19 protein-coding genes are annotated in these 17774 nt (G+C 44.5%); 10 read left to right on the forward strand and 9 right to left on the reverse strand.

Annotated features, from left to right (window positions below):
• Window position 1: 1 nt before the first annotated feature.
• Genes rfbC through NV381_RS27945 form a run of 4 tightly spaced genes read left to right on the forward strand, consistent with a single transcriptional unit; the run spans window position 2 to window position 2559 of the window.
• Complete coding sequence (gene rfbC, locus NV381_RS27930) at window positions 2-544, forward strand: dTDP-4-dehydrorhamnose 3,5-epimerase (protein WP_258216585.1); 543 nt, start codon at window positions 2-4, stop codon at window positions 542-544.
• Window positions 544-1032, forward strand: coding sequence for an acyltransferase (locus NV381_RS27935; protein ID WP_258216586.1), 489 nt, complete (start codon window positions 544-546; stop codon window positions 1030-1032). The genes rfbC and NV381_RS27935 overlap by 1 nt, the downstream gene beginning before the upstream one ends.
• On the forward strand, window positions 1029-1886 hold the full coding sequence (locus tag NV381_RS27940; RefSeq protein ID WP_258216587.1) for an NAD-dependent epimerase/dehydratase family protein: 858 nt from the start codon (window positions 1029-1031) through the stop codon (window positions 1884-1886). Before NV381_RS27935 ends, NV381_RS27940 begins: the two co-directional genes overlap by 4 nt.
• Window position 1887: 1 nt before the next feature.
• Window positions 1888-2559 (forward strand): hypothetical protein, encoded by a 672-nt coding sequence (locus tag NV381_RS27945; protein WP_258216588.1) that lies wholly within the window; start codon window positions 1888-1890, stop codon window positions 2557-2559.
• 4 nt (window positions 2560-2563) lie between these two features.
• On the opposite strand, the gene NV381_RS27950 is transcribed toward NV381_RS27945, so the two are convergent.
• The 5 genes from NV381_RS27950 to NV381_RS27970 all read right to left on the reverse strand — a co-directional run bounded on the left by NV381_RS27950 (window position 2564) and on the right by NV381_RS27970 (window position 7678).
• A complete protein-coding gene (locus NV381_RS27950) occupies window positions 2564-2785 on the reverse strand; it encodes a hypothetical protein (RefSeq protein WP_258216589.1) in 222 nt (73 codons plus the stop codon).
• A complete protein-coding gene (locus tag NV381_RS27955) occupies window positions 2782-3978 on the reverse strand; it encodes a Ger(x)C family spore germination protein (protein ID WP_258216590.1) in 1197 nt (398 codons plus the stop codon). The genes NV381_RS27950 and NV381_RS27955 overlap by 4 nt, the downstream gene beginning before the upstream one ends.
• Entirely contained in the window at window positions 3975-5081 is a 1107-nt protein-coding gene (locus tag NV381_RS27960; RefSeq protein WP_258216591.1) for a GerAB/ArcD/ProY family transporter, read from the reverse strand. The genes NV381_RS27955 and NV381_RS27960 overlap by 4 nt, the downstream gene beginning before the upstream one ends.
• Window positions 5082-5102: 21 nt before the next feature.
• Window positions 5103-6644 carry a spore germination protein gene (locus NV381_RS27965; RefSeq protein WP_258216664.1) on the reverse strand — a complete coding sequence of 514 codons (1542 nt, stop codon included), beginning with the start codon at window positions 6642-6644 and terminating at the stop codon, window positions 5103-5105.
• A gap of 230 nt (window positions 6645-6874) precedes the next feature.
• Complete coding sequence (locus tag NV381_RS27970) at window positions 6875-7678, reverse strand: helix-turn-helix domain-containing protein (RefSeq protein ID WP_258216592.1); 804 nt, start codon at window positions 7676-7678, stop codon at window positions 6875-6877.
• 177 nt (window positions 7679-7855) lie between these two features.
• Between NV381_RS27970 and NV381_RS27975 the strand changes: the two genes are divergently transcribed.
• Together NV381_RS27975 and NV381_RS27980 are read left to right on the forward strand one after the other, a co-directional pair.
• Window positions 7856-8314 carry an SRPBCC family protein gene (locus NV381_RS27975; protein ID WP_258216593.1) on the forward strand — a complete coding sequence of 153 codons (459 nt, stop codon included), beginning with the start codon at window positions 7856-7858 and terminating at the stop codon, window positions 8312-8314.
• 150 nt (window positions 8315-8464) lie between these two features.
• The gene (locus NV381_RS27980) at window positions 8465-8902 is read left to right on the forward strand and encodes a chromate resistance protein (RefSeq protein WP_258216594.1); all 438 of its coding nucleotides are present in this window, start codon (window positions 8465-8467) and stop codon (window positions 8900-8902) included.
• A 4-nt stretch (window positions 8903-8906) separates the two neighbouring features.
• On the opposite strand, the gene NV381_RS27985 is transcribed toward NV381_RS27980, so the two are convergent.
• The 4 genes from NV381_RS27985 to NV381_RS28000 all read right to left on the reverse strand — a co-directional run bounded on the left by NV381_RS27985 (window position 8907) and on the right by NV381_RS28000 (window position 11451).
• On the reverse strand, window positions 8907-9401 hold the full coding sequence (locus tag NV381_RS27985; RefSeq protein ID WP_258216595.1) for a Chromate resistance protein ChrB: 495 nt from the start codon (window positions 9399-9401) through the stop codon (window positions 8907-8909).
• A 97-nt stretch (window positions 9402-9498) separates the two neighbouring features.
• The gene (locus NV381_RS27990; RefSeq protein WP_258216596.1) at window positions 9499-9702 is read right to left on the reverse strand and encodes a hypothetical protein; all 204 of its coding nucleotides are present in this window, start codon (window positions 9700-9702) and stop codon (window positions 9499-9501) included.
• Window positions 9662-10438 (reverse strand): COG4280 domain-containing protein, encoded by a 777-nt coding sequence (locus NV381_RS27995; RefSeq protein WP_258216597.1) that lies wholly within the window; start codon window positions 10436-10438, stop codon window positions 9662-9664. Before NV381_RS27995 ends, NV381_RS27990 begins: the two co-directional genes overlap by 41 nt.
• Window positions 10439-10563: 125 nt before the next feature.
• Window positions 10564-11451, reverse strand: coding sequence for a LysR family transcriptional regulator (locus NV381_RS28000; RefSeq protein ID WP_258216598.1), 888 nt, complete (start codon window positions 11449-11451; stop codon window positions 10564-10566).
• Between the two features lie 198 nt (window positions 11452-11649).
• Between NV381_RS28000 and NV381_RS28005 the strand changes: the two genes are divergently transcribed.
• The 4 genes from NV381_RS28005 to NV381_RS28020 all read left to right on the forward strand — a co-directional run bounded on the left by NV381_RS28005 (window position 11650) and on the right by NV381_RS28020 (window position 17726).
• On the forward strand, window positions 11650-12699 hold the full coding sequence (locus NV381_RS28005; RefSeq protein ID WP_258216599.1) for a YeiH family protein: 1050 nt from the start codon (window positions 11650-11652) through the stop codon (window positions 12697-12699).
• Window positions 12700-12768: 69 nt separating this feature from the next.
• The gene (locus NV381_RS28010; protein WP_258216600.1) at window positions 12769-13896 is read left to right on the forward strand and encodes an amidohydrolase family protein; all 1128 of its coding nucleotides are present in this window, start codon (window positions 12769-12771) and stop codon (window positions 13894-13896) included.
• Window positions 13897-13976: 80 nt separating this feature from the next.
• Window positions 13977-15236, forward strand: a complete 1260-nt coding sequence (locus NV381_RS28015) for an MFS transporter (RefSeq protein ID WP_258216601.1) — start codon at window positions 13977-13979, stop codon at window positions 15234-15236.
• A gap of 60 nt (window positions 15237-15296) precedes the next feature.
• Complete coding sequence (locus NV381_RS28020) at window positions 15297-17726, forward strand: prolyl oligopeptidase family serine peptidase (RefSeq protein ID WP_258216602.1); 2430 nt, start codon at window positions 15297-15299, stop codon at window positions 17724-17726.
• Window positions 17727-17774: the final 48 nt, after the last annotated feature.

Genomic DNA, 17774 nt, shown 5'->3' on the forward strand with positions numbered 1-17774 from the left:
GATGAAATTTACTGAAACTTCGATTGCAGGCGCTTATGTAATTGATATCGAGCCGTCAAACGATGAACGCGGATTTTTTGCTCGTTCCTGGTGTGTGGATGAATACGCTCAGTATGGTCTAAATACGAACGTGGTCCAGTGCGGGATATCTTATAATTGGTATAAAGGTACGATCCGAGGGCTGCACTATCAGGAGGCTCCATTCACTGAAGCGAAAACGATACGCTGTACAAAAGGCGCGGTTTATGATGTCATACTGGACATTAGACCCCAATCAACAACTTATAAGCAGTGGCTCGGCATTCGGCTAACTGCAGCAAATCGCAGTATGCTGTATGTACCGGAGGGGGTTGCCCATGGTTTTCAAACACTCGAAGACGATACGGAGCTGACTTATTTGCTGTCTCAGCGATATGAACCTGCAAGTGCTCGTGGTGTTAGATGGAATGATCCAGCGTTTTGTATTCAATGGCTGCCTATGGAGGCTCTCATCATAAGTGACAGGGATCAGCAGTTCGAGCTATGGAGGGAGGGAGCGGAGTAGTGCTGATTATATCTGATAAAGCACATGTATCGGCGTTGGCTGATATTGAAGATTCAGTGAGAGGGACGCGCATATTCATTGATGACGGAGCGATGATAGACTCGTTTGTAAAAATAAAGCCTGCTGGCGGCACGGGGGATGTGCAAATCGGCAGTAACAGCTATATCAACTCAGGTACGGTTATTTATAGCGGCAATGGAGTATGGATCGGTAGTGGGGTGCTGATCGCCGCAAACTGCACGCTTGCACCAGTGAATCATGAATATCGTTCAAGCAGTCTGCCGATTATAGAGCAGCGATTTATGCCGAGTAAAGGAGGAATCGTTATCGAGGATGATGTATGGATTGGTGCAGGAACGGTTATTCTTGACGGCGCATTTCTGAGGAAAGGTTGTGTCGTGGGAGCACAATCCCTGATCAAGGGAGAGCTTGAGCCCTACTCGATCAATGTGGGTGTACCTTCAAGAAGGATAGGGTACCGCCAATGAATACTAATTCATCGGGGTTATTTACAGTCATTGGTGCACAAGGCTTTATGGGTCGGCATCTAGTTAGCGCTTTACGCAGCCAAGGGAAGGAATGCTTCGCTCCAGAGAGAGATGACCCAACAGTGTTTCAGCAATCACTCGGACATGTCATTTACTGTGCTGGAGTAACTTCAGATTTCCGGCAAAGGCCCTTTGACACGATGAAAGCGCATGTTTGTTTGGCTGGGGAGTTTCTTGAAAAAGCAGCCTTCGATTCTTTCGTTTATGTATCATCGACCCGCATTTATATGGATAATATTACCTCCAATGAACAGGTGTCCTTATTGGTCAATCCCCATCATCGAGATCATTTGTTCCATCTCTCCAAGCTCGCGGGTGAATCACTCTGCTTGAATTCAGGACGGAAGAACGTCAAAATCGCCCGAGTATCGAATGTATGCGGTGATGACTACAATTCTGGTAATTTTCTATATTCGCTCATCCATGATGCGGTAGACAAGAAGCACATTACTTTGCACACGACCCTTGATACAGCTAAGGATTACATCGGTATCGATGATGTAGTGAGGCTGCTTATTAGCATCGCGCAAGCGGATGGATCGGGGGTATACAATGTGGCGAGCGGCATAAACACGTCGAACAGGAGCATCTCCCAGTGGATTCGAGAGCTTACTGGCTGCCAGGTCTCAGTAGCAGATGATGCTCGGACCGTTTGCTTTCCACTAATAGACGTCACACGAATTCATAATGAAATGGGTTACGAAAATCCAGACAGTGAAGCACTCATTCGGGGATTGATCGCAGAGTGTACTGAAGAGTTAAAACGACAAGGTTTGGGAAAGGCAGGAGGTTAACGTGAACTTGTCGTTGCCGTATAACGAATTTACAGCCTACACCCTGAGGCAGTTGAACAATATGTTCCCTGATCGCCGCGTCCTCAAGCTTAAAGAGCTGCAGCCCGCATTCGAGCAGGCGATTGAACGAACCGCTTACTGCTTTCGGCATGTCACATTAACGGGCTACAGCAAGGAGGGGGAGCCCAATCTGAACCATCTGCACTCGGACCAGTATGCTGTATACCTATGGTTTCTGTCTAATGCGGTTTGGCAATTAACACAGAATGAAGCGGCTGCCAACAAATTATTTTACTTGAACAAAGCATTGCATGGCTTCAGCTGCATGTACGACACGTTGCTGCCGGATATCTTCTTGCTGCTGCACACTACGGGGACGGTGCTTGGAAAAGCTGCCTATAGCGATTTTTTTGTCGCGGCTCAAGGCTGCACGGTTGGGAACCATCAGGGGCATTATCCTGTGCTCGGACAGAGAGTTGCTATGCTGCCGGGATCTTCCATCATTGGCGAATGCCATATCGGCGATCGGGTATCCGTTGGAATTGGTGCCACCCTTTACCGGCAAGACGTACCTGAGAAATCTGTTGTGTATAAGGAAAGCTCAGGTCAACTAAAAATCAGACATTCTTCCTCAGATTGGGCAAGTCGAGTGTTTCATCATGGTTATAAATAGAGGCTTATGTTTCAAGCAGTGGCCGGAATGGTTTGAAAATGAAACGTAATAAAGTTGTTGGTCCCTGCGTATTTGGCAAATCCAGCATAGACAGCAGCCAAACGAGAAGCAGCAGCGATATAAATACGAGCTTATCCTTTGTGGGCTTGGATTTAAGCTGGGACCATTCCAGCCATATAATAAGCATCACAGCTATTGTGACCATCCAGAAAAATCCCCATCTCATCGACCCTTCACCTCTTCCATAGGGACTCCCGCCGGTGAGTTGATTAGCCCGGGTCGGAGTATATGAGCTTGAATGTCAACCTTCACGACAACCTTTGGAAATAACTCATTCCAATTATTTTTTTCTTTTTCCCATTGCTTGGGGTATTTTCTGTGGAATTCCTTGGCAAAATCAAAAATATCTACTTTCCATTTATGCTGAACCTCGTTAGTAGCCTGCAGGATGCGTTCTTTGACATCTTTGGCGAATGCCTTGTCCAGCAGTATTAACAGGTCTGGGCTTAACGGATTCAATAGGGTGCTGTTTTGAACAATATCACCTTCTGTATTCACCTTTATAGTCATCATCCATTGGTCTCCAACAATTTCCGGGATTAGTTTAACAGAGGCTTTGACAGGGTTTAAAGACACGAGTCCTTCGGTCTCATCGGTTTTATAGGTAACCGTGTATTCCTGGATTTCATTTCTTACCCACATCACCCCCCGCGTTACTTTACCTGAAAGCTCCCCAATCATTGCATCTTTATTAAAAATTGCGATTCCCATTATATACGGAATGGTTTGCAGAGGATCAGTTGCCGACTTTTTCGGCGGCAAAATCTTAACGATCGGAAGGGCGGCTGCCTGGGAGTCTCCTCTTAACATTTGGCTCAACTGCTCTAACGTTATCTTGAATCCGGTCTGCAGGTCGGATAACTTCCGGAGCGCATCCGAAGAAGATCGCTCAACGCTTGGAAACACTTCCAGAGCATCCGCTGCTTTTCCTTTGCTGACAAACATATAAGCTCTTTCTCTGGGTTGAGGATGCCGTACTAGAAAGTCGAATTGCTCGTGAATCCCTTTCTTTGCCAATGTATCGCTTATAATAAATATTTTGCATTGCCCCCAGAACAGCTTACGGGTAGTTTTACGTTGCAGCTTGGATAGTGCGTCTGCAATATTAAACCCTTTTTCAAAACTTATGGTTGTTTTTTTGGCTGTGCCGCCACCGGACCCCCCAGCTCCCATCATTCCACTCCCGCTTTGATTCTGTGGGATGATAAGTTGCGCTGTCGCCTGAATCATGTTGTTCTCCACTTTGTCGAAGGCTAATGCAGTAATAAGCGATAAATCGTTAAGCTCTGTTCGATCCCAGCAGCCTCCAAGCAGTAGGAAAGGCAGGATTAACATTGCTAATTTCATCAACGCTCTCATGGGGTGGAATCTCCTCCAGCAGTCGCTTTTCTTTTGCGTAATACAGCCAATATAAGCAATAGCAGCGGAATGAGGGTTAGCATTGTCGGCAGCTCGAATGGAGCTACGTAGCGGATCAATTCTTCCATTACAGGTAAGCTTGGCAAATCCCACAGGCTCGTGATAGCAATCAGAAGTCCAAGTGGAAAGATGATAGGACGGCAGTCTGACAATTCAAAGCATTGGCCAAACGCAAGAGCAGCCATATAGAAAAAACCGCTGAGTTTAATGAAATTACCGACCACCCACATCACCAGCAGCAGCGATTCTAAATTTTCTAGAAAACTAGCAACGCCTATAGAACGGAATGCAACCAATAGGGGGTAGATTTTATTCGCAATGTCCGGACCAAGTAAAAATAAGATAATCAGGTTGATATAAGTCAAACTCAATACGACGGCACTCAAAGAAATGATCCCCCATTTCCTTCCTTTCTTTGGGTCTGTCAGGTTGGGCAGGAAAAAGGAGATCAGAAAATATTCGCTAAACCATGCCTGCGGAGCTGCTGCGCCTTTAATTACAGGGAGTAACCCGCCGCTTAGAATAGGGAAAATGTTTTTGGCGTCCAGATCCGGGAAAAGAAGCAGCAGGATAAAAATCGGCAAAATAAAGATAGGTACGAGAATCACTGCGCTCCTTGCTACTAGTTCGATCCCGCCGCGAACTGCAAAGGCTGCGAGCAGAAGAATCGAGAGGATGACCAACAACAGTGGAGTTCTAAATAAAAAAGTACCCGTGACAAAATCTGCGTACTGTCTGGTGATTGTTCCTGCTGTATGTGTCAGAAAAAGAAAGTAGATCATGGAAACGATTTTTCCAGGTATTTTTCCAATCAGCTGTCCGCTATACTGGATGATTGTTTGTTTAGGAAACAGCTCGTGTAACCGGGTTGCTGTATAGATGCTTACAAAACCGGTCGCAGATGCGATGAGGGGCGTCAGCCATATGTCATTTTGGGTGTAATGGGCTGTAATGGCGGGAAGAGAAAGAAAGCCAGTGGCCAAAATGACGGGATACATGAGCAAACCCATTTGGAAGGCTGAAATTTTCCCTTTCTCCAGCATCTACATCTCCCCCTCTATGGATTAAGTCTCCCCATTTTCAGGACCCGGTTTTTGACCGGATGCCTGCCGATACTTGTTGTACTCCCCCGTTAAACGCGGACGTGTATTCATCATCCACCAAGGAGCTCTAATAAGGACGTCTTTGAATTCAGCCAGCTTTGGAGTCGAAACCGCGGATAAATAGGGGATACCGAAAGACCGCAAGCTGCACATATGAAGTACAATAGCGATAACACCTAACATAATCCCAAGAAGCCCAAGTGTACCCGCGAGAAGAATCAATGGAAAGCGAAGCATTCGCAGCGCTATCCCAGCGATATAACGTGGAACCATGAAGGAAGAGATGCCGGTAATGGCAACTACCATAACCATAGGTGCTGAGACAAGGCCGGCTTGTACGGATGCTTGACCGATGACGAGCGCTCCGACTATGCTGACGGCAGAGCCTACCTGCTTGGGCAATCGAACGCCTGCTTCCCTGAGTGCTTCAAATATAATTTCCATGATCAAAGCCTCGACCAACGCCGGAAAGGGAACCGATTCCCGTGAGCTTGCCATGCTGATTAACAAAGCTCCGGGCACCATCTCTTGATGAAAAGTAAGAATGGCTACATATACGGATGGAAGCAGGATAGAGATCAATAGAAAACAATAACGCAGCCAGCGTGTGACTGTGGAAATCATGAAACGCTGGTAGTAATCCTCCGCGGCTTGTATGAGGGAAAAGAAGGTTGCAGGAGCAATTAATACAAACGGAGTGCCATCTACCAGAATGGCTACCCTTCCTTCGAGCAGGCTGCCGCTGGTCACATCCGGGCGTTCGGTACTCAGCAGCTGAGGAAAAGGAGAGAAAGGGGTATCCTCAATCAGTTCTTCAATATAGCCGCTCTCCAGTATACCGTCGATCCGGATACGTTGAAGCCGATTTTTCACTTCTTCCACCAGCGTTTGATCCGCAAGACCCTCTATATAAGCGATAACGATATTCGTTTGAGTGTAATCGCCGATTTTCATCGATTCCATCTTAAGGCTTGGACTCTTGATGATACGACGCAATTGGGAGGTGTTGACACGCAGTGTTTCTGTAAAGCCTTCACGAGGCCCCCTGATCCCCACCTCAGCCGTAGGTTCCTCTATTCCGCGTTTTTCCCATTTGGTTAATCCTAGTGCAAGACCAGATGGCTCATTATCACATAACAGAATTGGATTCCCGTTAGAAAGATAGTCAATACAAGATGAGAATGTGTTGAATTCATTGGCTTGAGATACTGATATTTTTTGTTCGATAAGCTGTTTGAGATTGGTGTTTGCTCCTGACTCTTCCTTCATCAATGGCGCAATAACATTCTCCTCAATGCCTTCGGAGTCAGACATGCCATCGATATATATCAGAATAGCTTTAACCTTTCCACCGATTAAAAAGGAGCGAAAGACTACATCCGAGCTTTTGGTATAAATCGAACGGAGCATCTTTTCATTAGGCTGCAAACTTGAATAAAGTTGTTGCTGTTTCTGGTCATTATTGGCAGGCTTCTTCTGTTCACGACCCTGAGCAGGGTTCATTCTCAGCCATTTATTTAGTTTTTTGAACAAATGATGATCCCCCATTGGGCTGAAAACCCTTGATAAAGTTGTTAATTATAGTAAACCAAATGCTACCTTTTCATACAAAATAAAGATGAATATTATTTGGTGAATGACTGCTCAGTCTTTTACACAGAAAAAACAGCAAACAAAATACCCGCTTGAGCTAATTGGCTCAAAAGCGGGTTTCATTTTCAGAGACAAGTAATTTATTGGTGTTTACGGGTGTATTCCTCAGGAGTTTTACCAATAATACTTTTGAAATCTTTGATGAAATGCGATTGATCGTAATATCCGAGATCTGTCGACAGCTTCACCAAATTATAATTTTGGTCGAGATCCATTGTTTCAGCAGCATTTTGCAGTCGATACAGCTTGATGACCCACTTTGGGCTTACTCCGACGTATTGTTCAAACAATCGCTGCAGCTTTCTTATGTTAATGTTGAACAGTTGACTAACATGGTCCACTTTAGTAATCTCCCGGTCTTCGACAACCTGATCTATGATTCTATTTATTAGAGTAATGTTTTCATCCTTCGCCGGAAGCTTTTGCCGAATTATATGTTCGATATGCTCAACCATCCTGAAGTCATCTTGTTGGCTGAGAATTGTATGCTCTATAGTTCGAGCCTCCACATCAAAAACGCCTTCGATCCCCAAAGGATTGCCATTTAACTGAGAGACTGACTGTTTAATGAATGGATAGAAGCCTCCCGGCTTAAATTTCACACCTAGAACGCGTCCCTTTTCCTGAATGATAACGCTGTATTTGTTTTTCGCAACGCCATATATAGCTGTCTTGTCAGGTTCAATGATTAGATTTACACATGGATTAGGAACAATTTCCTGATTATAGGGATCATGGCCGGTTAAACCCCAGCTTACAATCCAGAAGTGCTTGACGAAAAAACCAACATCCCCCGAGGGAGCGTAACGTGAGAGCGAGAATTTCTTTTCGCCTTCTACCAAATTCAATACACCCATACTAGGCTTCAGAGCATTTGAGTTCATATGTGGTTACTCCTTCTTCTCCTGTGAGTTGTCCTAATCGTAACTAGCAGCTTGTCGCGTTTTTACAATACTTAACTGGAATGAATATCTATAATTCATATTAGCAACATATAGAAAATCTCGCAAACAATCAATGTTGCTAGTTTCGCTAGAAACAAACACCAAGGAGGAAGTAATATGGAAAATGCAGAACTGAAATATGAATTTTACATTGATGCGACAATAGAAAAGGTATGGGATGCTTTAGTGTCGCCGGAAGGAACACGCAAAACCTTTTTCGGATGTGTGATCCGATCTACTTTTGAAGAGGGAGCTCCTTACGAATATGTAGGTCCGGGTAATGATGGTGATGAGACGATTCATGTATATGGCAGCATTCTGAAGTATGAGATCCATAAGGAAATGAGTTGCACGGAGCATCCGGGGCCATCTTATAGGGAAAATCATGCGCAGCTTGAGACCAGAGTAACCTTTACTTTGGAGACGGTTGGAAATTGTACCAAGTTGAAGCTCGTTAATGACCAATGGCCAGCTAACCATCCATCTTACAGCAATGCCTCGCAGAGCTGGCCAATGATACTAAGCAATGTTAAGACCTATGCTGAAACTGGGAAGACGCTGGATTTCGGCTGGTAATGTTTAAAATGAATAAGATCGTTGAGGGGCTTGCTTCGGCAAGCTCCTATTCGTATTGCTGCTATTAAAAACTAATGTGTTAATTCAGTTAACAGGCTATAATCTAAGACAGACGTATAAAGAATTCAATAGGGCAGGGAGTGACTCGGAGTGAAATGGGTAACGAGAGAGAATGCGAATGTTGAACGTGTGGCATGTCCATGGCTAATATTGAAATTTATTGATCCGGAAGCGATTTTTGAATTCGTTCCCAATGATACGGATCCTGCAGCCATAACGGACGGAATTCCTTTTGATATGAAGGGGGTGGAATTGGGGCATCACTCTGGGAGCTGCAGCTTTGAAACGATGCTAATCAAGTATGAGCTAACCAACAATCTGGCATTGGTGATGATGGGATCAATTATCCATGGAGCTGATATTCCCATAGACATTGACATTACTCCGGAGTCAGCAGGCTTGCGTGCCATTGCCTTTGGTTTTCATTACTTAGGGATCGATGACCACGAGAAAATTAATTTGCAAATACCTATGTACGATGCACTATATGCATGGTGTGAACGAAAGACAGGGACTGGCAAACAATAAGGGCTTAAAATCGGAGCAATTGTTTTCTACATTGATCAAGCAGCAGCCTGACTTTTCGTCCCGCCTCAGCTTCAAAATAATCTCGAGCTTCAATTATTTGAAATTGACGTATCGTTTTTTGAAATTCTTCCCGTACTCGTTGGAGTTGTTCATCATCGAACTCCCAGGCTTCTTCTTCTTCGAAATAGCCTTGCAGTCGTTTGATCCCTGGAATCAACTCGTTATATTCTTCGGTACGGGCCGAGTTAAACTGCTCGATCATTTCCTGGTCTTTTTCGGTAGAGAATGTATTGGACAAAAAGGTGGATTCTTGACCTCCGAATTCACGAACCTTCTCAGCTAATGCTCCTATAAACAAGTGGACATCATCGGAATTAGGAAGCAGGCAGACCCCGTCTTGAAGATAAATCGATCCGAATTTTTTGAGCTCTCTCCACAAGTAGGCACGATATTTAGTAGGCTGCGGGGGGACTTTGTAAATAAAAATAATCCACTTCATAGAAGATGCTCCATTCTGTTTTAACCCTAATGATACCATATATCCAAAAAAGCAGCATCCAGCCTTTGCGGCAGGTGCTGCTCTTTATATATAGGTGTCAACGCATTTTTTTTCGATACTCCATAATTAGACTAAGCGGTAGTGTTAGCAGGGTAAGTATAGCTAGCAGCCATGCGCCAGCCGCGGAGCTGAAATTATTATAAATGAATATGCTTGTAACCGTGATGGATAGAAGGATGCCGATAGCCAGCCACCAATCATCAATTATAAGACCCAAAATGGTTTGAAGCACTGTTTTCACGGTTCCTCACCCTCCGTTTTTGCAGATTCTGCAGAACACCCACACTTAGAATGGATACGAGCAGTAAGGCGGCCATCAAAACTAATATGGACACATCCCCGTGCCACCATTCGACTCCGACACCTTCACCCACCAAAAAAATACCAAAGCTGCTAAGCATTAATCCAACTACAAATTTCATTGTGTTTTCCGGTATCATTGCGAGAGGTTTCCTAAGTAGTATTCCGGCAATTATGACGACAATTATCCCGATGACACTGCCAAGAACTGCTGAACTGAGTTCGTTAGCGGCTAAACCTAAGGTAAGAACGATAAATATAGCCTCGATTCCTTCTAACAAAACAATATTGAATGTTGTTGTAAAGCCGAACCAGTCCATCCGCTTGGTAGCCGTTCCCTCTTTTTTCTGGCGTGTTAGTTCTTCCTCGTACGCTTCATTTTCCAGGTGTAATGCTTTTAGGCCGGAATACCGCAATATGGCTTTGCGTAGCCACCTCATCCCGAACATCATCATTAATATCCCGATGACAAGCTGAAAGGCGCTGACATGCACGTAGCTCATTAATGGGACTCCGAATAGCACGACCAGTGCTGTCAGCAGCAGGATGGCAAGAGCCATGCCGGAAAGCGAGCTTCGCCAGCCTTTCGTTACACCTACAGCCAATACGATTGTAAGGGCTTCCACAAACTCGACTGCTGTACCTAGAAAGCTTGCAGTTATTACATAAAGATTCATTCGAGCTGCTCCTTTCCGAATTTAAAAAGTAACAGTCGTTATAATATAACAACTGTTACTTTTAATTTATACGAGTTATTCGATTTTGTAAAGTGGAGAATCAGAGAGATAAACCTACAGGATACTTACGCAGGGGAAGAGGGGATCAGCTTTTGTACAAACATTTTCATCGCCATGGTTATTGGCATTTTTTTGCCATGAATCATCAGGAAGTCCCGTGTGAAGCTTGTTTCTTTAATTGGGACATCGATAATCTCACCGGCTTCGAGCTCTTTGCGCACGACCAATCGTGATAAAATAGCGATCCCAAGCCCGGCAGCAACGGATTCCTTCACACCTTGGCTGCTGTTAAAAATATAGGATCGCCTGACGGAGAGACCGGCATCATGTATGAATGCATCACTGAACGCTCGGGTCCCTGAGCCGCTTTCTCTTAGAACCCACACTTGATCCTGCAGCATTGATGGCTCTGCTATGCGAAGGGAAGATAACGGATGCCCGGGTGGAGCGACTAATATCATTTCGTCCTTCATATAGGGGATGGCCTCGATATCGAACTGGGTCACATGGCCTTCCACCAGACCGAGGTCGAGTTCATTGATGCGAACGGCTTGGATAATTTCTTCCGTATTGCCAATGTTCACTTGAATGTCGACCTGAGGATATAAACTTGTAAATTCGGCTAACAGCCGCGGCATGACATATTCTCCTATAGTAAAGCTTGCGCCGATTTTAAGTGAGCCGGTTACGGCATTTTGCAGCAGATGGATTTCTTGCTTCGCATTTTCGTATAGAGATAAAATTTGCTTGGCATTTTTATATAATAGGGTTCCCGCTTCCGTCAATTTTACTTGCTTGGGGGAACGATGCATCAGCTTGGCACCCATCTCCTGCTCCAGATTTCGAATATGCAAGCTTACTCCAGGCTGGGAAAGATTAAGCAGCTCCGCGGCCCGGGAGAAATTGCTCTGCTCGGTTACCGTTACAAATACTTTCAGTGTTTCTACAATCATACTTATTCCTCCGCCTTAATCTTCGGTTTTATTCCTTGTTGAGCCCCGGTTATACAGTATTCACATTGTAGCTTTAAACCTTATTCAGAACAATGAACAATCATTAGTATTTCTGATGATACTAATAGCAGATAAGTATTTCACTTCCTTATTTAGCTGTTCTATAGTGGAGCCATATATTAAAGGAGTGAATTCACTATGGGACAGACACAAGCACAAACTTATCCATTTAACCCTATAAAAAAAGGACTCGGCTTCGCTCAAGGCTTAGGTCTCACGCTGCTCCTTGCAGTTACGGCCAAGTATTTGTCCGGTTTTCCTTATTTAAGTATCATGGGTCAACTGGTCATTGCAATTCTGCTCGGTATTGTATGGCGTGCGTTGATCGGGGTACCGGTACAATTGATGCCTGGTATTTCCTATTCAAATAAAAAACTTCTGCGGTTTGGCATTATTCTTCTCGGAATGCGGCTTAACCTGGCTGATATAGTTCATGCTGGTCCGAAGGTGCTGGCTGTTGGTGTGATTAACATCGTATTTACGGTTTTTATAGTTTACGGCATTGCCCGGTTTATAAAAGTAGAGCAGAGGCTCGGTATGCTCACTGCATGTGGGACGGCCATCTGTGGAGCAGCGGCGGTCGTAGCTATTGCGCCGCAGATCAAGGCGAATGATGAAGAAACAGCTATAAGTGCAGCAACTGTGGCGATTTTGGGTACAATTTTTACATTGCTTTATACGCTGCTTTATCCGTTTCTCGGACTTTCGGCTTCTGGATATGGCGTCTTCTCAGGAGCTACTCTGCATGAGGTTGCTCATGTAATTGCAGCAGCTGCCCCTGGCGGGAAGGACGCTGTAGATATGGCAGTGATTGTGAAGCTGACCCGTGTAGCCTGTCTTGTTCCGGCAGCCATTCTCATTAGTATTTGGGCCAAACGTTTGGAGAACAAACAATCTGGTGCTACAAGCCAAACAAGCTGGAGAGCGATTCCGATTCCATGGTTTATTATCGGGTTTCTCTTAATGAGTGGCGTCAACACATTGGGAATCATCTCTACAGAGGTAACGAATCACGTCATAACGGCAGCTTATTTGCTAATTGCCATGGCAATGGCGGGCTTAGGACTGAATGTGGATCTACTTTCTTTCCGCAGATTAGGGTTGAGACCATTTGTCGCAGGGCTTATAGGATCTGTGCTTTTATCAGGCTTAGGCTATCTGCTTGTTGTTTTATTCGGTCTTGTATAAATGTTGTTTACAGCATGGCTCTACCTGGATTATTATGTAATAATATGTAAAAAAAAGAGGGTGGTGGCTATGTTAGTTAAGAAGGCTGTGCTAGGTCTAACCGCTGTTGTTGTGCTGGTTGGAGGAATAGTAGTAGGAAGAGAGCTGTTTATTGTCAATTCCGGGAAAGAGCAGCCGGTTTCGGGCGATACTTCCTTCCAAGAGGCAAATCCTGTGCCAGCGAAGCCCCAGTCTACGAAACCGAGCAAGAGTCTGGCTGATCTGGTAAAAGAATATGGCGAGCTGCCTCTGGCTGACGCCCATAATCATGACGCTGGCGGTTACGCCTATATGCGAATGGTGGAAACGTGGAAACGAACGAGCATCGACCGAATTGTTCTGTTCGGTAATGTTTCCGATCCAAGTGCTATAGACACCGATGCAACAGCCTGGAAAGCCTATGAAGAGTATCCTGAACTTGTAATCCCCTTCTTCTCCGGTATTAACCTGAAGGATGCTTCGAGTCTCGAGGTTGTCAAGAAAAATTTGGAAAAGGGCTATTTCGGTATTGGAGAAATTGCAGCCGCTTCTGTTAATTCTCCTGCTCTTAGGAATGTTCCTTGGAAAACAGACCATCCGATGGATGGCTTCTTACCGCAAATATACGAGTTAGCCGCGCAGTACAAGGCTCCTTTGCTTTTACACATTGATCCTCCATCTGGCGGGCCCATATATCAGCTGGAGGAAGCATTAGAAGCTTACCCTCATACGAATTTTATATTCGCACATGCCAATGCCTATAATTCACCTGATAATATACGGCGGCTGCTGCAGAAGCATCCCAATCTATATGCGGATTTTTTTGCGGGTTTTACAGTTTTCAATCCTGAGAGCTCTAACAAGCTGGAGCACTTTATTCCTGTGATGAAAGAGTTCCCGGACAGGTTTATGCTTAGTACGGACTCTGGCTATGGCTTGAAGAGCGAGGAGTTAGCGATTGAGGGGATGTACCGTTTAATAGACGAATTGGGAGATAAGGCATTGGCAAGAAAGATAGCCTATGACAATTTGGATGCATTAATCAAATTTCAACCGGCAACAGCTGCACAGCTTGAGGCTATACGGAATATGAAACAGGCTGACGGTCAAACCTATGCTGCATCTGGCTTAACGAAGGTTGAGGCAGCAAAGCTTCTTCTTAAAAACGCGTCCAAATAAACTTTTTCCTCTTGACGCTTCTTTATTTTGTGCATACAGTGGACAAGTACACAATTTACCAGTAAAGAAGGAAAGTTCGAATGGAAACTTGGAAGCGCAATCTTTACATCTTATGGTTCGGATGCTTTTTTTGCTCGGCTGGTATTGGAATGATTATTCCTTTCTTGCCGCTGTATGTTCAGGAGCTTGGCATTCATGACGTTAAGCAGGCTGCACTATGGTCAGCCATGATTTTCGGGGTCAATCATCTAATGATTGCACTTGTATCTCCTTTCTGGGGGAAATTTTCGGACAGGTATGGGCAGAAATTGACGATGGTCCGTTCAGGCTTCGGCCTTGCGATCATCATTGCTGCTATGGGATTGGTTCATACGCCGATCCAATTGCTGCTCCTCAGAGCTTTGTTTGGGACGATGGGAGGATTCAGCACATGTGCTGTCGCATTGATTGCAATTGAAGCCCCTAAACAAGAGGTCGGCAAAGCGCTGGGTATGCTGCAAACAGGACAAGTAGCTGGACAATTGCTTGGACCTTTGATTGGCGGAATACTTGCGGAGTGGCTCGGAATGCGTAATTCTTTTTTTTTCACAGGCTTATTTATTTTGATTGCAACGGTATTGGCGATTGTCGGTGTTAAAGAAACAAAAGTGTATCCGAAGTTCAAATTACGGTGGTTCCAGAAATCGGCTGAGCCAGTCCGGATTGAAAAGCGTGATGCTCCCAAGAAAAAGCAGCTGGGCGAAGTGATTAAGCAATCTCCTATAATATTGACTTTATTCGTGTCCACTTATTTAATAGCTGCGAGCTTTCAGAGCATTAGTCCGATGATTACTTTGTATGTCAAAAGCATGCATATTGAGAACCACATTGAAATTATGGCAGGTTTGATATTTGCATCAAGCGCATTGGGGACAATCATCGCAGCGCCATTTCTGGGAAAATTGGGGGACAGATTCGGTCATCTTCCTATTCTGCTCTGTTCCGTGTTTCTGATTGCCATCTTGTACATTCCTCAAGCGAGTGTAACAAGTCCGTGGAGCTTGATGGGTATCCGCTTTATTTCCGGCTTATGTGTAGGAGGTTTGGTGCCGTCGATTTCATCCTTGCTGCGAAGCTTGACCCCTATGGGACTCCAGGGCAGCATTTTTGCATATAATGCAAGCGCTAACTCTTTGGGGAACGTGTCAGGTGCGATGTTCGGAGGTTTGGTTGCGAGCAGCTTTGGCATTTCCATTGTGTTCTATATTATTGCAGGTGTATTTTTTGTTCATTTTGCAATGCTGGCCTTCCAATATAAAAAGATTAACAAAGCGAGTAAAAGAGGGGAGCTCGAAGCGTAACCCTACTTTGGATGCTTGCTCTTGAAATGGCTATGGATACTATGATTAGGGGTGTTATAAGTGAAGCAGAAATTATCATTATTTATATCCATGCTATTTTTAGTTACGATTATGACGGTACCCATTAGCGCCCATGCAGAAACAGCTGCCAAGAGCTTTGCGGATGTGACGGAAAAACATTATGCAAGTAAAGAAATATCCAAACTAGCTCAAATGGGGATCATCGAAGGCGGCTCTGACGGTCTTTTTCATCCGGACAGTGAAATTACGCGCGGGGTGACAGCCTTGTGGTTAAGCAAAGCATTGAAGCTAAAGGAGCCAGTGTCATTAAAGGGATTCACAGATATCCCTGAGAGCAGCGTCTATTCGTATGCGGTTAATTCGCTTAAGGAAAAAGGGATTGTTGAAGGTGACGAAGGACGCTTTAACCCGGAAGCCCCTCTGACACGTGAACAAATGGCCAGCTTGTTGGTAAGAGCCTTTAAGCTGAAGGAAAACGGAGTCAATGTGTGGTTTAAGGATGAATCATCAATTGGGGAGAGTCATTACAAGGATGTTGTTCGCTTAAAGCAGCATTTAATTACCGATCAGCTGGAATATTTACCGAAGAGCCGAGTAACCCGTGCTCAGCTTGTGCTATTCTTAAACCGTGCTATCTCACAGGGAGAGACGGGCAAGGATGAAATACCGTTAAGCGACTTCCTGCGTAAATCCAAAACAAGAGGAATTCAATCATCACCGGATGGTAAGATGACCGCTTATGTAGAGGAATTCGAAGGTCACCTGCAAATCTATGTGGATCAAGAGGGCGTAGAGCAGGATTATCGCATTACGAATATGAAGGATCGGGATATTGAGAACTTTTTTTGGTTCAATAATGAGAGGATCGTCTATACCACGAGCGCACATGGTTTGGAGGATAATCACGTGCATTCCGTAAATCCTAACGGTAAAGAGGATAAGGATTTAACGCCCTATGACAATATACGTGCGGATATTATGGAATCTTTGTCTTATTTGCCTGGTCATGAGAGCGATATGCTAATCAGCATTAATAATCGGGACCGTACTGTTTTTGATGTTCAGCGTTTGAATGTGAAGACGGGTAAGATGGAACTGGTAGCAGAGAATCCTGGAAACATTACCGAATGGCTAACGGATATATATGGCGAGGCCAGATTAGCGGTTGCAAAGGATGGCATTAATACGAAAATATTGTATCGCAGCTCCGCTCAAGGTAAATTTGAGTCGATATTGGATGTTAAATTCGGGGACAGCTTCAAACCTATAATGTTCTCTTTCGATGAAACTCAGATTTTTGCACTAAGCGATATTGGAAGAAATACTTTAGCGTTGGTTAAATATAATTTGAATACGAAATCAATAGGTGAAACGGTTTATGAAAATCCGGAAGCCGACGTGACTGATATCGTAATCTCCTACAAAAAACAGGCTATTCTGGCAGTGAAATATGAAACCGATAAAGTGCACTACCATTACCTGGATAAGGAATTCGAACAATTGAATCAGGCTATTGCCAAAAAGCTTCCCGGAGAGCAATTTATTATAACAGGCAATCCGCTTCCGGAATCCAAGGTGAATTTGTTCGTTTACAGTGACAGGTCTCCAGGTGTTTATTATCAATATAACCGTAAGGACGACACGATAAAAAAAGTTAAGGATACAATGCCTTGGATTCAAGTGGATCAACTGGCTGAAATGAAGTCGGTTTCTTATACGGCACGTGACGGTATGACTATAAGGGGATATCTGACCTTGCCCAAAAATGCCGGGGACAAAAACCTTCCTTTTGTCATTCTTCCGCATGGCGGACCGTGGGCTCGCGATTCATGGGGATATGACAAAGAAGTGCAAATTTTGGCTAACCGGGGTTATGGAGTTTTGCAGATGAATTTCCGCGGTTCAACCGGTTTTGGAAAAGCTCTGTTCAACGCAGGCAATAAGCAATGGGGTCAAGCCATGCAAAATGACATTACGGATGGTGTTAATTGGCTCATTAAGCAAGGAACTGCAGATCCTAAGCGCATAGCTATTTATGGATCATCCTATGGCGGTTATGCCGCTCTTGCCGGGATGACGTTTACACCGGATTTGTATGCCGCGGGGATTGATTTTATGGGCCCCTCCAGCTTGCTTACTTTTCTTGAAACCATGCCTCCTTATTGGGACAAAAAGAAGTTGTATATGCAAGTCGGGGATCCAGGGGTGGACAAACAAATGATGGAAGACTATTCGCCACTTTTGCATGTGGATCGTATCAAGTCTCCAGTTATGTTCGCACAAGGTGTCAACGATCCGAGAGTAAAGAAGAAAGAGTCGGATCAGATGGTTATGGCGATTCGCCAACGTGGAATTGATGCCCCTTATATGATTAAAGAGGATGAAGGTCACGGCTTCCGCGGCTATGAAAATCAGTTGGACTTTTATACGATTATGCTCAAGTTTCTCGACACACATTTGAAGAAGTAAGTATACAGCATTCATTTGCCTAATAATGATGAGCTGACAGCTGGAATC

Source organism: Paenibacillus radicis (ex Xue et al. 2023) (assembly GCF_024722015.1).
GTDB lineage: Bacteria > Bacillota > Bacilli > Paenibacillales > NBRC-103111 > Paenibacillus_S.

Excerpts from the sequence above, each read along its gene's own strand:
- rfbC (WP_258216585.1), top strand. The coding sequence starts at position 2 with ATGAAATTTACTGAAACTTCGATTGCAGGCGCTTATGTAATTGATATC.
- NV381_RS27940 (WP_258216587.1), top strand. The coding sequence starts at position 1,029 with ATGAATACTAATTCATCGGGGTTATTTACAGTCATTGGTGCACAAGGC.
- NV381_RS27950 (WP_258216589.1), bottom strand. The coding sequence starts at position 2,785 with ATGAGATGGGGATTTTTCTGGATGGTCACAATAGCTGTGATGCTTATT.
- NV381_RS27955 (WP_258216590.1), bottom strand. The coding sequence starts at position 3,978 with ATGAGAGCGTTGATGAAATTAGCAATGTTAATCCTGCCTTTCCTACTG.
- NV381_RS27960 (WP_258216591.1), bottom strand. The coding sequence starts at position 5,081 with ATGCTGGAGAAAGGGAAAATTTCAGCCTTCCAAATGGGTTTGCTCATG.
- NV381_RS27965 (WP_258216664.1), bottom strand. The coding sequence starts at position 6,644 with ATGAACCCTGCTCAGGGTCGTGAACAGAAGAAGCCTGCCAATAATGAC.
- NV381_RS27970 (WP_258216592.1), bottom strand. The coding sequence starts at position 7,678 with ATGAACTCAAATGCTCTGAAGCCTAGTATGGGTGTATTGAATTTGGTA.
- NV381_RS27975 (WP_258216593.1), top strand. The coding sequence starts at position 7,856 with ATGGAAAATGCAGAACTGAAATATGAATTTTACATTGATGCGACAATA.
- NV381_RS27985 (WP_258216595.1), bottom strand. The coding sequence starts at position 9,401 with ATGAAGTGGATTATTTTTATTTACAAAGTCCCCCCGCAGCCTACTAAA.
- NV381_RS27995 (WP_258216597.1), bottom strand. The coding sequence starts at position 10,438 with ATGAATCTTTATGTAATAACTGCAAGCTTTCTAGGTACAGCAGTCGAG.
- NV381_RS28000 (WP_258216598.1), bottom strand. The coding sequence starts at position 11,451 with ATGATTGTAGAAACACTGAAAGTATTTGTAACGGTAACCGAGCAGAGC.
- NV381_RS28005 (WP_258216599.1), top strand. The coding sequence starts at position 11,650 with ATGGGACAGACACAAGCACAAACTTATCCATTTAACCCTATAAAAAAA.
- NV381_RS28010 (WP_258216600.1), top strand. The coding sequence starts at position 12,769 with ATGTTAGTTAAGAAGGCTGTGCTAGGTCTAACCGCTGTTGTTGTGCTG.
- NV381_RS28015 (WP_258216601.1), top strand. The coding sequence starts at position 13,977 with ATGGAAACTTGGAAGCGCAATCTTTACATCTTATGGTTCGGATGCTTT.